Below are 14,176 nucleotides of genomic sequence, written 5' to 3'. Positions count from 1 at the left end.
GCTGCAAGGTACTACTTACGCATCAGCCAAAGCCGCGGGGCGGTTAGGTGCTTTGCGTGGTCGGCCCAGGTAGCACCCTAGGCCTGTCATAAACCACAAAAGGGCCGCCAGTATGTGCTGGCGGCCCTTTTGCTGAAGAACATCCTTTATTGAATAGTCATTTCGAATGGCATGCGAGCCTGCACCCCTTTCATCTCGGTGAGGGTTTTGTATTGCTCATACATGGGGTACATGGGGCCCATTTCCTGCTTTACCAGCTGCAGGCGTACCTCTTCGCTGAAGCCGCTGAAGAGTGACTCAGCAAACGACTTCTGGCGGGGCAGCTTCTGAATTTTGTAGTCGCCCTCCTTGAGCTTGGCCCGGCGGGCGGCAATGCGCAGGGCATCATCAAACGAGCCCAGCACGTCAACCAAGCCGCGGGCTTTGGCCTCGGAGCCCGACCACACCCGACCCGAGGCTAAGCGGCGCAGACGCTCAACGGGCATGTGGCGGCCAGCGGCAGCTTTGGTGGTGAAGTCGGCGTAAATGCGGTTGATTTCGGCCTGAAACTGGCTCTGCTCAAAAGGCGTGAGCGCGCGCGTGATGGTGGGAAAGTCGGAGAACTTGCCGGTGGTTACGCGGTCAGTAGTAATGCCAATTTTATCCCGCAGAAAAGGCTCAATGTTTGGCAATACCCCAAATACCCCAATGCTGCCCGTGATAGTGGTGGGGTGCGCCACAATAGTATCGCAGCCCATAGCAATGAAGTAGCCGCCAGAAGCTGCCACATCCGACATGGAGCAGATGATAGGCTTTACTTTCTTGGTCAGCATCACCTCGCGGTAGATAATATCAGAAGCCAGAGAGGAGCCACCAGGCGAGTTCACGCGCAGTACTACGGCCTTCACCTTGTCGTCGAGGCGGGCTTTGCGGATGGCCTCAGCGAAACGCGTGCTGCCAATGCTATTGTTGCCGCCTTTGCCCGTCACAATGTCGCCCTCGGCGTAAATCACGGCAATGCGATTACCGCTGTTAGCGTCATCTTTATCCTCGTTTTTGGAGTAATCGCTCAGGCTGATGAGGCTGAGCTTTTTGTCTTTCTTCACGCCCAGCTTGCCTTTGATGTAGTCGGTAGCCTGGTCGTAGTAGCCGAGGTCGGTCACAAGGCCAAGGCGCTTGGCGTCGTCGGCGTTGTGCACCAGCATAGAGTCAGAAATGACCTTGGCGCGGGCGGGCGCCAGCTTACGGGCCGCCGATACATCGGCCAGCATGGCATCGTTGATGGAGTTCAGGAATGAGGACGTTTGGAGCCGGGCCGAGTCGGACATGCTGGTGCGGAAGTAGGGCTCCACGGCGCTCTTGAACGAGCCCACCCGGAAGATCTGCGCCTGCACGCCCAGCTTATCAAACAGGTTTTTGTAGTACATGGTTTCGGAGCTGAGGCCGTTGAACTCCAAAGTGCCCTGGGGGTTCAGATAGAGCTTATCAGCCACAGAAGCCAGGTAGAAGCTTTTCTCCGACTGCGCATCGGCGTACGACACGATAAATTTGCCCGACTTTTTGAACTCAAGCAGTTCGTGACGCACTTCCTCCAGCGAGGCCATACCGCCCTGCACCAAGTCCAGGTTCAGGAAAATGCCCTTGATGTCGCCGTCTTCCTTGGCCCTGCGAATACTGGCTTTCAGCTCATCTAGACCAATGCTGCTGCTCTGCCCACCAACCAGGCTCGAAAACGGATTATCAAACTCCCGCTCCCCAATCGGCTTATCCAGCGTCAGTTCCAGCACCGAGTTGCTGGCTACGGTCACTTCTTTATCGGAAGAAGCCAGACCCACGATAAGCCCAATCAGCAGCAGAAAACCTAAACCAGCGAACAGCACCAGCCCAGTGAGAGTGGCCAGCACGTATTTAAAAAATTGTCTCATTGAAAAAGAAGGAATAGCAAATTAGGTCTCTTAACAAATGTAGAGGCTTTTGTAGTGCCCCGCCGGGTATTCAACGAACCGGCCATTTTGTAGCGGGAACAGGTAGTGAAGCCTGATAAGGTGCTGGGGTGGCCCAGCTGGTTGTTATGGCGAGGGCGGAAGCAATCCTTCCTTGTTCACAGGAAGAAACCTTGGAGAACCAGAAAGCCCTTAGCTCTGCAGTGGAAACCAAGGCTTTTGAATAGGTCGGTGGTTTGCGCACAGAGAAGGAAGGATTGCTGCGTCCTCGCCATTACAGTGTTGCCAGGCCACCTCACTTCGTCACCTCAGCCCCACTTAGTACCCATACTTCTCGCCCCAAAGATGGCGGAGGCGCTCCTGGGCTTTGGTTTCGGCGGGGTTGTGGCCCGGGTGGTAGAAGACGCGGCCACTGAGCTGCTCGGGCATGAACTCCTGATAGGCGAAGTTGCCCTCGTAGTCGTGGGAGTACATGTAGGTGTTGCCGTAGCCCAGCTCCTCCATAAGCTTGGTGGGCGCGTTGCGCAGCGGAATGGGTACGGGCTGCACGCCCTGCTGGCGCACCAGGGCCCGCGCCTCCCTGATGGCTTTGTAGCTGGCGTTGCTCTTGGGCGACGTGGCGAGGTACACCACCGTCTGGCCTAGAATAATATCCGACTCCGGCATGCCAATAACCGTGACGGCCTGGAAGCAGCTTTGGGCCAGAATGAGGGCGTTGGGATTGGCTAGGCCTACATCTTCACTGGCCAAAATCAGCAAGCGGCGGGCAATGAACTTCACGTCTTCGCCGCCCTCCAGCATTACGGCCAGGTAGTACAGCGCGGCGTTGGGGTCAGAGCCGCGGATGCTCTTGATGAAGGCCGAAATAACATCGTAGTGCATCTCGCCGCCTTTATCATAGCGGGTAAGGTGCTGCTGGGCCAGTTGCTGTACGGCCTCATCGGTGATGATGATTTCGCCGGTCTTGGGGTTGGGGCGGCTGGCTTCTACCACAATATCGAGCAGGTTGAGCAGCTTGCGCGCATCGCCACCCGAAATCATTAGCAAAGCGCCGTACTCGGCTACGCGCACTTTTTTCTGCTTGAGAACCTCGTCCTCGGCTAGGGCTTTGTCTACTAGGCCAGTCAGCACTTCCTTGCTGAGCGGCTCCAGCACGTACACTTGCGCCCGGCTTAGCACGGCCGGAATCACCTCAAACGAGGGGTTCTCAGTGGTTGCCCCAATCAGCGTGACGATGCCCTGCTCCACGGCGCCCAATAGCGCATCCTGCTGCGACTTGCTGAAGCGGTGAATCTCGTCGATGAACAGCACGGTGCCGCGCTGGCGCTTGGCCTTTTCAATTACGTCGCGTACATCCTTTACCCCGGCATTTACGGCGCTGAGGGAGGCAAAAGGCTGGCCTAGCTCCTGAGCCAGTAGGTTGGCCAGTGTGGTTTTGCCTACGCCCGGCGGGCCCCATAAAATCAGACTAGGCAGGCGCCCGGCAGCCAGGTAGCGCCGCAGTACCCCCTCGGGCCCGATGAGGTGCTTTTGGCCCGCATATTCATCCAGGGTGCGCGGCCGCATCCGCTCCGCCAACGGTGCACCCGGCCGGGGCGGGTACATAGCAGACTGGGAAGCAGGTTGAGGATCAGAATCAAAAAGAGAGCCGGTTGACATAGCGAGGGGAATGTAAGGTAAAGGTAGCGTAGGTCAGGCAGAGGAATACAGAATACCTCAGACCGTCATGCTGAGCCTGCCGAAGCATCTCTACCTCTGGCAAACTCCAGTCTAGCAGGCGAAGCGGTAGAGATGCTTCGACTGCGCGGACGTTAGATGAAGCATGACGGTCTATGTTGTTGAACTGGCCTACGACCTACCAGCTGGAAAATCGTTGTACGAAACGCGAAGCGGAAGTGGCAGCTGGCGCTACCTTTACGGCCCATGAAAAATGCCGTCCGAGTTCACGCCGCTTTGTTTGTGGTGGCCCTGATTTATGCCGCCAACTATAGCATCTCTAAGGATGTGATGCCGCGGTACATGGGGCCATTTGGGCTGGTACTGCTGCGCATTGTAGGCGCGGCGTTGTTCTTTGGGATTGTCAGCCGGATAGTTGCTCCGCAAGACCGAATTACCGGCCGCGCCGACAACCTACGGGCCATTGCGTGTGGCCTGCTGGGCATTGGGCTGAACCAGCTGCTGTTCTTTTCGGGCCTCAACCTCACCTCCCCCATCAATGCCTCCCTCATCCAGACGGTGGCGCCCATTGTAACGGTTCTGGCTTCGGTGGTGCTGCTCGGCGAAAAGCTTACGCTGCCGCGGCTGCTTGGGATAGGCCTAGCGGGTGTGGGCGCGGCGCTCATTATTCTTGGCCGCGGGCACGGGCCGGCCGCCGCTCCGGGCCAGGATACCATGCTGGGTAACCTGTTTATCCTGCTCAACGCCACCGCCTTCGGGGTGTACCTGGTAATTGTGATGCCCCTGATGCGCAAGTATCACCCATTCACGGTGCTGGCGCGCATATTCCTGGTGGGGGCCGTGTTGGCCGTACCCGCCGGCTGGCAGCAGGTGCAGCAGCCCGACTATGCCAGCTTCCCACTGGGCATTTGGGCCGCCATTGTGTACATGGTAGTGTGCCTGACCATTATGGCCTATTTGCTCAACAACTGGGCCTTAAAGTATGCGTCGCCGTCGTTGCTGGGGGCTTACATTTACTTGCAGCCGGCGCTGGCAGTGCTTATTGCCGTGAGCCTGGGCAAAGACACCCTCACAACTGCCAAGGCTCTGCAGGCGCTCCTGATTTTTGGAGGCGTGTTCCTGGTCAGCCGTAAGCCCAAGCACCAGCCGGTAGCCACCGCCATTCCGCTGGAGCCCGTGCAGGATTAGTGGCCTACGAGCAAGAGCATTGTCATCAGCACGAATTTTTGTGCCACCGTTCCGCGTTGTTCCTGCAACGCTGAGGTGCCAACGGTGTCTTAGAGGCGTTGCTGCGGTTGCCAGGCCTGTTTTACGTAGTTCGCGCGCCTGCCTCATCCTGGGCTTACTGCGCAATACCCTCCGAAAACGGGGCAACGGTTTTCAATGCCAACAAGCCTTGGTTCAGCACATAACATGTAATTTCAGCTCCTAATCCTTCCCATTCCATATGTTAAAACACGCAGTACGCTGCCTCGGTATGGTTGCCTTTCTCCTATTAACGGGGGGCTCCGCCGCGCTGGCACAAGTAGGTCCGGGCACCCAATGGACCAAAGATGGCTACGGCTACATGCGGACGCAGAACGACGAAATTGTTCAGCTCGACGCCCGCGACCCCAGCAAGTCTACCACCCTTATCAGCAAAGAGCAGCTGACGCCCGCCGGGCAGTCGGTGCCCCTGAAAGTGCGGCGCTTTGCCTTCTCCGACAACGGCCGCCAGGTGCTGCTCAATACCAACACCAAGAAAGTGTGGCGCTACGATACCCGCGGCGACTACTGGGTGTATAACCTTGATGGCAAGAAGTTGACGCAGCTGGGCAAAGGCCGCCCCGAGTCGTCGCTGATGTTTGCCAAGTTCTCGCCCGATGGCAGCAAGGTGGCCTACGTGAGCGAGCACAACCTCTACGTGGAGAACCTGGCCGATAACACCATCACGCCGCTCACCACCGATGGGACCACAGGCCTCATCAACGGCACCTTTGACTGGGTGTATGAGGAGGAGCTGGACTGCCGCGACGGTTTCCGCTGGAGCCCCGATGGGCAGAAGCTGGCCTACTGGCAGCTCGACGCTACCAAGACCCGCAACTACCTGATGCTAAATACCACCGACGCCCTCTACCCCTTCACGGTGCCCGTGGAGTACCCCGTAGTAGGCGAAGACCCTAGCCGCTGCCGCATTGGCGTGGTGCCCGTGGCTGGTGGCGTTACCAAGTGGATGGAAGTGCCCGGCGACGCCGTGCAACACTACATTCCGCGCATGGAGTGGGCCGGCAACAACGAGCTGATTCTGCAACAGCTGAACCGGCGCCAGAACGAGAGCAAGCTGATGCTGGCTACTGCTGCTAGCGGAGCCGTGCGCCCGCTCTACACCGAAACCGACAAGGCCTGGATTGACGCTAAAGAAGGCGCCGTGGGCTGGAACTGGGTTAACGATGGTAAGAGCTTCGTGTGGTCGAGTGAAAAGGACGGCTGGCGCCACCTCTATAACATTGACCGAAAGGGCAAAGCTACGCTGCTGACCAAAGGCGACTACGACGTTATCAGCATCGAGAACATTGATGAGAAGGCCGGCACCATTTACTTCATGGCCTCCCCCACCAATGCCACCCAAACCTACCTGTACCAAGTACCGCTAAAAGGCGGCAAAGCTGCCCGCGTGACGCCCCAGAACCTGGCCGGCTCGCACAGCTACGACATCTCGCCCAACGGCAAAATTGCCCTGCATAACTACTCCAGCAGCACGGTTTTTCCCGTTGCCGACGTAGTTTCCCTGCCTGCTCACCAGCGCCTGAACGGCGGCGAAACGCCCGCTCAGGCCAAGAGCCTGAAGCTGCCCAAGGTGGAGTTCTTCCAGGTGAAGACCACCGATGGCGTGACGCTGGATGGCTGGATGGTGAAGCCCACCAACTTCGACCCCGCCAAGAAGTACCCCATCGTGTTCTACGTGTACGGGGAGCCCGCCAGCCAGACCGTAACGGACCGTTTCGGTACTGGCTTCAACCGCCTCTACCAAGGCAGCATGGCCGATGACGGCTACATCTACGCTTCCCTGGAAAACCGCGGTGCCCCCGCGCCCCGCGGCCGTGAGTTCCGCAAGGCTATTTACCACAACATTGGTAGCCTCAACATCCGCGACCAGGCCATGGGCGCGAAGGAAGTGCTGAAAAACAGCTTCGTTGACACCAGCCGCGTAGCGGTATGGGGCTGGAGCGGCGGCGGCTCTTCGACTCTTAACCTGCTGTTCCAATACCCCCAGATCTACAAGACGGGTATTTCTATTGCGGCCGTTGACAACCAACTGAACTACGACAACATTTACCAGGAACGCTACATGGGCCTGCTGCCCGAAGACAAGCATTTCTTCGTAGACAATTCACCGCTGGCCCACGCTAAAAACCTGCGTGGCAACCTGCTGCTCATCCACGGCACCGGCGACGACAACGTGCACTATAACAACGCCGAGCAGATGATTAATGAGCTGGTGAAAAACAACAAAACCTTCCAGCTGATGGCCTACCCCAACCGGACCCACGGTATCTCGGAAGGCGAAGGCACTACGCGCCACCTGGCTTCTACCTACACTAAATTCCTCAAGGAGAACTGCCCTCCCGGCGGCAGATAGGCCTAGAGTTGCATAAATAAGCCCAAGAGGCCTAGCCGTTAGTAACGGCTAGGCCTCTTTTTTGTGGATGAGTGACCATCGAACGATGTAAAGAAGCATACTTGGACAACCGGCGTCAGAACAACTGGCCTAGAACAACAGGGTAAACCACATCCGTAAGACGAGACTCCCATCAATGCGTCTCTACTTAAAGCTTACGTCAGCCTCTTAGCGACGGATAGCCCGCTGCAGGATGCTCCAATAACGCACCGGAAATAGTCGCTCCAATACGGAAACGGCTTTGGCATCTGCCCCGACTAGAATACGGGGGCGGCGCTGCTCCAGGCCTCTCACGATGATTTCGCCCGCTTTTTCGGGTGGCATGCGAAGTAGCTTTTCGTGGCGGGTGCGCTCCTCTTCTATCTCTTTCTCTGTTACGCCACCTGGCGCCCGCGCACTCTTGGCAATGGAAGTAGCCACGCCGCCTGGGTGCACCACGCTTACGCCAATACGGGTGCCTTCCAGCTCGTGCCGCAGGGCGTTGGAGAAGCCTCGTACGGCAAATTTGCTGGCCGAATATGCCGTTTGGCCGGGCGGCGAGATCAGGCCGTAGAGGCTGGACATATTTACTATTCGAGCGTCGTCGCTTTGGTGCAGCAGGGGCAAACAGGCCCGCGTGAGGCGCACCACGGCGTGGAAGTTGATTTCCATGAGCCAGTCGAAATCGGCCTCGCTTACCTGCTCAAACGTGCCGCCCAACGCCACGCCGGCGTTGTTGATAAGAACATCTAAATAACCGTGCGCCGCGTGCACCTGAGCGGGCAGCTGGCGGATGGCCTCCCGGTCGGCTACGTCGAGCAGATGTGTGGTGACTCGTATACCTAAGTTCCGGCACTGAGCGGCGGTTTGCGCCAGGGCGTCCTCGTTGATATCGACCAAAGCCAGGTGACAACCCCGATGTGCCAGCGCCAGCGCTATGCCTCTACCAATACCTCCGCCGGTCCCGGTAATAAGAGCCATTCTGTCCTCGAGCTTCATGGCATTACTCCTTTAGGTCCGAAGTGCATAACCCCATCGGCCAGGCGGCTAAAACGGATGGTCAGGAGGTCTTGCAGGTAGTTCTGGTATACTTTCCAGGGCCGCCGGGAGCCTTGTTTGGGCAATACCGCCTGGGCGCGCTGCACGTAACCGGAAGTAAAGTTGAGAAACGGCTCCGGCTCCACATTTTGCTCTTTGCGCGGCACAGCAATATCGAGGTGGTGGCGGTCCATGTAGCGCAGCAACCGGCAGACGTACCCCGCGGTGAGGTCGGCCTTCAGCGTCCAGGAGGCATTGGTGTACCCGAAGGCCATGGCAAAGTTGGGCACGTCGCTGAGCATCATGCCCTTATAGGTTAAGCTTTGGTTGGGCTCCACCAGCTGACCATCTACGTGCAGCTGCATGCCGCCTAATAGTTTGATCTTTAAGCCCGTGGCCAGTACCACTACATCGGCCGGCAGCTCCTGCCCCGACTTCAACCGTAGGCCACTTGCAGTGAAGCGCTCAATTTCATCGGTCACAACGGTGGCGTGGCCTTCCCGCACCGCCTGAAACAAATCACCATCCGGCACCACGCACACGCGCTGGTCCCAGGGCTTGTAGCTTGGAGTGAAGTGGGTGCCCACATCGTAATCGGGCCCTAGTTCCTGCTTAGCCAGCTGCACAATGCGCTTTTTGGCCAGCTTTGGCTTGCTGCGCGCTATCCGGTACAGCACAATGCTTTGCAGTACGTTTTTCCAGCGGGTAGCCCGATAGGCCAGTTGGGCGGGCAAATACTGCCGCAGCTTGGCAGCAATGGCATCTTCTGAAGGCCGGGTTACAATGTACGATGGGGAGCGTTGCAGCATGGTCACGTGTGCCGCCGATTTAGCCATGGCTGGCACCAGCGTTACGGCCGTGGCCCCGCTGCCTACCACTACCACGTGCTTACCGGAGTAATCTAGCTCTTGGGGCCAGAACTGAGGTAGCACCACCGCCCCCTGAAATTCTGCCTCGCCCGGAAACGTGGGGCGGTGGGCCTCCTCATAACTATAATAGCCGCTGCACACATATAGGAACCGCGCCCGTAGGGTCCGAGCCTCGCCCGTGGAGTGGTGCTTTACTTCTACCGTCCAACAGGCCTCCGTGCTAGACCAGGCCGCTCCTATCACCTCATGGCCAAACCGAATGTGCTGCAGAATGCCGCTTTCCCGGGCAGTTTCCTCAATGTAGCTCCGGATAGATGGGCCGTCGGCAATGGCTTTAGGGTTCTTCCAGGGCTTAAAGCCGTAGCCCAAGGTGTACATATCAGAATCGGAGCGGATGCCGGGGTACCGGAACAAGTCCCAGGTGCCGCCTACTGCTTCGCGTGCCTCCAGAATGGCGTAGCGCTTACCGGGGCAGCGCTCCTGTAAAGCATACGCAGCTCCAATACCGGATAACCCGGCCCCAACGATTAGCACGTCGAGCAGCGGCTCTGCAGTAGCAGAATAAGGAGTAGCCATAGAATAAGATAGGACATAGGTGAGAATGGCTCCGTGAACACTCAGGCACCGAAAAGCATCCCACTCCAGCTCAATTCTCTACTTCGTTCGTGGGTGGTTAACGAAATGCCCCAAACAGGCCTCAAGTCCATTGCATGGGCAAGTCGCTGTGAACTGGGCTATTCCTATTCCAAACCTACTCTGACTTATCCAGACGACTAGCGAACTTCCAGACCATCATAATACCTGCTACTGCCTGTATGCCTAGGCCTAGAATGACTACTATGTCGGCGCCCGCCATGTTATTGGATTTAAGGAAACCCGCTAACAATACAATGGCCATACCGGCCAACAACACCAGAAACAGTGTACGGTAAGAAATAGAAGCCATTAGGAAGCAAGATTAGATAGGGCAGAGACCGGCAAAGTGATGGTAAGGCCGAGACATAACGTGTGACCTAATAACGCAAAAAAGCCCCGTTCAGCTAACTGAACGGGGCTTTTCTTTTGCTTAATGTGGCTTACAGGTGAATTACCTCGCCGTAAGCAGCAGCGGCAGCTTCCATGATAGCTTCCGACATAGTGGGGTGCGGGTGCACCGACTTAATGATTTCGTGGCCGGTGGTTTCGAGCTTGCGCGCTACCACTACCTCGGCAATCATTTCCGTCACGTTGGAGCCAATCATGTGGGCGCCCAACCACTCGCCGTACTTCTTGTCGAAGATTACCTTCACGAAGCCGTCTTTCACGCCACCAGCGGAGGCTTTGCCTGAGGCCGAGAAGGGGAATTTGCCCACCAGAATGTCGTAGCCCTGTTTTTTGGCTTCTTCTTCGGTGAGGCCTACCGAGGCAATTTCTGGCGAGGCGTAGGTGCAGCCAGGAATGTTCTGATAGTTAAGTGGCTCGGGGTGGTGGCCGGCAATTTTCTCTACGCAGATGATACCCTCGGCAGAAGCTACGTGCGCCAGTGCGGGGCCGGGCACGATGTCGCCAATGGCGAAGATGCCGGGTACGTTGGTCTGGTAGAAGTCGTCGACGATGATGCGGCCTTTCTCCACCTTAATACCCAGCTCTTCGAGGCCGATGTTCTCGAGGTTGGTAACCACGCCCGCCGCCGACAGCACTACGTCGCAGGCAATCTGCTGCTCGCCTTTAGCGGTTTTGATGGTCACGTTGCAGCCTTCGCCGCTGGTGTCCACTTTGGTTACCTCGGCACTGGTCATCACGTTCACGCCAATTTTCTTGAAGGATTTCTCCATCTGGCGCGATACCTCTTCGTCCTCCACGGGCACGATGCGGGGCAGGTACTCTACCACCGTCACCTCAGAGCCCATGGTGCGGTAGAAGTAGGCAAACTCCACACCAATAGCGCCGGAGCCAACTACCACCAAACGCTTGGGCAGCTGGGGCAGCACCATGGCCTGGCGGTAGCCAATGATTTTTTTACCATCAATGGGCAGAGCGGGCAGCTCACGCGAGCGGGCACCGGTGGCCAGGATGATGGACTTCGCCTCTACGGTTTCTTTCGAGCCGTCCTGCTTCGTCACTTCTACCTTGCCGGGAGCCGTCAGCTTGCCGGTGCCGGATACCACGTCAATTTTGTTCTTCTTGAACAGGAAGTTGATGCCTTTGCTCATGCCATCGGCCACGCCGCGGCTGCGCTGGATTACGGCATTAAAGTCGTAGCCCACTCCATCAGCCTTCAGACCGTAGTCGCCGGCGTGGTTGAGGTATTCGAATACCTGGGCGCTCTTGAGCAGGGCTTTGGTTGGGATACAGCCCCAGTTGAGGCAGATACCACCGAGCGACTCGCGCTCTACCACGCCTACTTTCAGACCAAGCTGCGAAGCCCGGATAGCGGCTACGTAGCCGCCGGGGCCGCTGCCGACAACGACCAGGTCGTATTGCAATGCCATGTTGTACAGGTTGAAGGTTTGGAAGGAAAACACCCCGCCGTTTATAAGAGTCCGGACGCGGCCGGACAAAGATAGGCACGCCGCGCAACTCCGCACCTACCCAAGGGCTTCACTGCTAGCCCAGGGTCACAAAATTATGGCCTACGGTTCAGCCTTTGCCTTAGTCTCCGCGTACAAGGGCCGTATGCGCTGGAAAATCTATTTTCCGCTTCTTCTCACTCTGCCATTACCCATGAAATTACCGGTACTTTCTTTTTTGTCTCTGGCTACCCTACTGCTCACCACGGAGTGCGCCCGCACCACTGAAGCAGAAAGGCCCACTACATCGGCCGCCCGTAACATTGGCCGCGAAACGGTTATTGCCCGTGCTGCCGATACGGCCAGCACTGCCTCCACTCTTGTAACCGCTTCGGCAGCGCCCACCGCCCCTACCGCAGTAGAAGCCGCCGCCCGTAAAACCGCCGCCGATTATAAAGCCGAAATCAGGGCAGCGGATGTTACGCTGAAGAGCACCCCGCGCAACTTTGACGCCCTCCTGACCCGGGCCAAAGCCAAGAGCCACCTCAAGGATTACGCTGATGCCATTGCTGACTACAACGCCGCGCTGCGCCTGAAGCCGACTAATGCCGAGGCTTACTACAACCGGGGCCTCAACCGCCTGAAGCTAAAGCAGTACTCCCCTTCCATCTCCGACTTTACCAAGGCCATCAAGTACAACCCCGAAGACAAGGAAGCGTACTTTGGCCGGGGCGCTGCTAAAATGCAGATGTTCAACTTCAAGAGCGCCATCCCCGACTTCACTAAAGCCTTGGCCCTCGACTCTAGCTACGCTGACGCCTACGAGTACCGCGGTATCAGCTACTCCTCCATTAACAAACCCAATGAGGCCAAAGCCGACCTAGAAAAAGCCACCCAGCTCAACCCCGAAGCCGCCAAGAGCCTACGCCGCTACGCGGGCAAGTAGGTGAATTTGTGAAGTGCGGAAGGCCGGTCTAGGCTTATTGTCATTGCGAGTGGAGCGAAGCAATCTTTCCTTCCTCATGGCCCGAACCGTCGAAACACAAAAAAGCCCTTACTCCACAATGGAAGTAGGGGCTTTTTTATGTCCTCAGAAGTTGTGCTTACGACAAGGAAGGATTGCTTCGCTCCGCTCGCAATGACCACAGGCCTAGACCGGCCTTCCGCAACTTCACCACTTCACCACTTCACCACTTCACCTACTTGCCCAGCAGCAGCTTCACATAGAAGCTGGGCTGGCGCAGCCGTTCGCGCAGGTCCAGGTCCAGGAACATGTTGCTGATGGTTTCGGCCAGCGTGGGGTTGTTGGCGGCGCGGTTAGCCACAAAGTTGAACAGCCACGGGTAGTTGAGCAGGCGCTGCATGCCGCGGCTCAGGCGCAGCTCCTGCCACAAGCGGTTATACACGGCGCCATCGTAACCCTTCAGGAACTCTGGCGTGAAATTTTGGGCCGCCAGGGCGCGTCCGGCCCAGTCGGCGGCGTGGCGCCCCGATACCATGGCGTGGCTGATGCCTTCGCCGGAGAATGGGTCGATGAGGGAGCCAGCATCGCCGAGCAGCAGGTAGCCAGCGCCGGATAGTGGCCTACGCCTGGAACCTAGCGGCAGCCCAAAACCTCGTACTGGCCCCAAACGCTCAGCTGTGGCAAAACGCTCTTTCAGGGCTGGGTGGGTGTGCAGCATTTCCTCCAGCCGCTCGCGCAGCTTCACCTTTTTCTTGGAAACGGCTTCCGTCAGCATGCCCACGCCCACATTGGCTTCGCCGTTGGGCAATGGAAACACCCAGAGGTAGCCGGGCAGGAAGTCCTTAATGAAGTGCAGTTCAATGAAGTTATCGGGGTGTAGGCCAGTGACGCCGCGGTAATAGGCCCGCAGGCCGGCGCAATGGTGGGCCGGCTCCAGCTCGTGGCCCCCAATCTGGCGCGCAAAGCTCGACTGTGCCCCGTTGGCTACCAGCAGCAACTTAGCAGTAGCCAGTTCCTCCCCTGCCGGGCCTAGCAAGCGCCAGCGGCCATCGGGCAGCTGCTCGTGGCGGGCTACATCTACATTCTCGCGGAAGTCAATTTCGGGGCGCTGCCGCACTTCTTCAATCAGGAAATTATCGAAGTGAATGCGCTTGCTGATGTGGCCGGCGGAGCGGTCGGTGGCGGCATTGTACCGGGGCTTGAACGGCACAGCCAGGCGACGGCCGTTGGGGGCGTAAAAGTCAATGCCCCAGCTTGGCAGCTGAATGGGCTCGGCGGCCAGGCGCTCCGGCAGGCTCTCACCTATCCGGCGGAGCTCGTTGATAACTTTACCACTAAGGGCATCACCGCACACTTTGTCGCGGGGGAAGGTGGCGCGGTCGAGGAGCAGGCAGCGGTGGCCGGCATTGGCCAAGTGTAACGCCGCCGTAGCGCCGCCAGGGCCAGCGCCCAGAATACAAATATCGGTGTCAGGCATAGACGAGTGGCGAAGATACACGCCAGAAGCGGTAGTTTGGGCGTTATGCCCGCTGCAACACTAGAATTCCGCTTTGGCTACCTAGGTGGCCTATTGCCTTTCG

10 protein-coding genes are annotated in these 14,176 nt (G+C 57.9%); 3 read left to right on the top strand and 7 right to left on the bottom strand.

What is annotated here, in order from left to right; genetic code table 11:
* Positions 1–146: 146 nt before the first annotated feature.
* Entirely contained in the window at positions 147–1,904 is a 1,758-nt protein-coding gene (gene sppA, locus HMJ29_RS12725) for a signal peptide peptidase SppA (protein WP_171591851.1), read from the bottom strand.
* A gap of 336 nt (positions 1,905–2,240) precedes the next feature.
* Positions 2,241–3,527 (bottom strand): replication-associated recombination protein A, encoded by a 1,287-nt coding sequence (locus HMJ29_RS12720; protein WP_171593326.1) that lies wholly within the window; start codon positions 3,525–3,527, stop codon positions 2,241–2,243.
* 318 nt (positions 3,528–3,845) lie between these two features.
* Here HMJ29_RS12720 and HMJ29_RS12715 point away from each other — a divergent pair, with 318 nt between their 5' ends.
* Positions 3,846–4,787, top strand: a complete 942-nt coding sequence (locus tag HMJ29_RS12715) for a DMT family transporter (RefSeq protein WP_171591850.1) — start codon at positions 3,846–3,848, stop codon at positions 4,785–4,787.
* 289 nt (positions 4,788–5,076) lie between these two features.
* The gene (locus HMJ29_RS12710) at positions 5,077–7,218 is read left to right on the top strand and encodes a S9 family peptidase (protein WP_171591849.1); all 2,142 of its coding nucleotides are present in this window, start codon (positions 5,077–5,079) and stop codon (positions 7,216–7,218) included.
* Between the two features lie 207 nt (positions 7,219–7,425).
* On the opposite strand, the gene HMJ29_RS12705 is transcribed toward HMJ29_RS12710, so the two are convergent.
* The 4 genes from HMJ29_RS12705 to lpdA form a co-directional block, all read right to left on the bottom strand.
* The gene (locus HMJ29_RS12705) at positions 7,426–8,217 is read right to left on the bottom strand and encodes an SDR family NAD(P)-dependent oxidoreductase (protein WP_244679275.1); all 792 of its coding nucleotides are present in this window, start codon (positions 8,215–8,217) and stop codon (positions 7,426–7,428) included.
* Between the two features lie 14 nt (positions 8,218–8,231).
* Complete coding sequence (locus HMJ29_RS12700; protein WP_171591847.1) at positions 8,232–9,719, bottom strand: flavin-containing monooxygenase; 1,488 nt, start codon at positions 9,717–9,719, stop codon at positions 8,232–8,234.
* Between the two features lie 175 nt (positions 9,720–9,894).
* Complete coding sequence (locus HMJ29_RS12695; protein ID WP_171591846.1) at positions 9,895–10,089, bottom strand: hypothetical protein; 195 nt, start codon at positions 10,087–10,089, stop codon at positions 9,895–9,897.
* Positions 10,090–10,219: 130 nt separating this feature from the next.
* Complete coding sequence (lpdA, locus tag HMJ29_RS12690) at positions 10,220–11,614, bottom strand: dihydrolipoyl dehydrogenase (protein ID WP_171591845.1); 1,395 nt, start codon at positions 11,612–11,614, stop codon at positions 10,220–10,222.
* A gap of 232 nt (positions 11,615–11,846) precedes the next feature.
* Between lpdA and HMJ29_RS12685 the strand changes: the two genes are divergently transcribed.
* Positions 11,847–12,578: a tetratricopeptide repeat protein gene (locus HMJ29_RS12685; RefSeq protein WP_171591844.1), complete on the top strand. Its 732-nt coding sequence runs from the start codon at positions 11,847–11,849 to the stop codon at positions 12,576–12,578.
* Positions 12,579–12,831: 253 nt separating this feature from the next.
* Here the strand turns inward: HMJ29_RS12685 and HMJ29_RS12680 are convergent, their stop codons facing one another.
* Positions 12,832–14,073 carry an NAD(P)/FAD-dependent oxidoreductase gene (locus HMJ29_RS12680; protein ID WP_171591843.1) on the bottom strand — a complete coding sequence of 414 codons (1,242 nt, stop codon included), beginning with the start codon at positions 14,071–14,073 and terminating at the stop codon, positions 12,832–12,834.
* Positions 14,074–14,176 lie beyond the last annotated feature (103 nt).

It is taken from the genome of Hymenobacter taeanensis (assembly GCF_013137895.1).
GTDB lineage: Bacteria > Bacteroidota > Bacteroidia > Cytophagales > Hymenobacteraceae > Hymenobacter > Hymenobacter taeanensis.
Note: the sequence above shows the minus strand (reverse complement) of the source record. Positions and strands in the feature narration are given on the sequence as shown.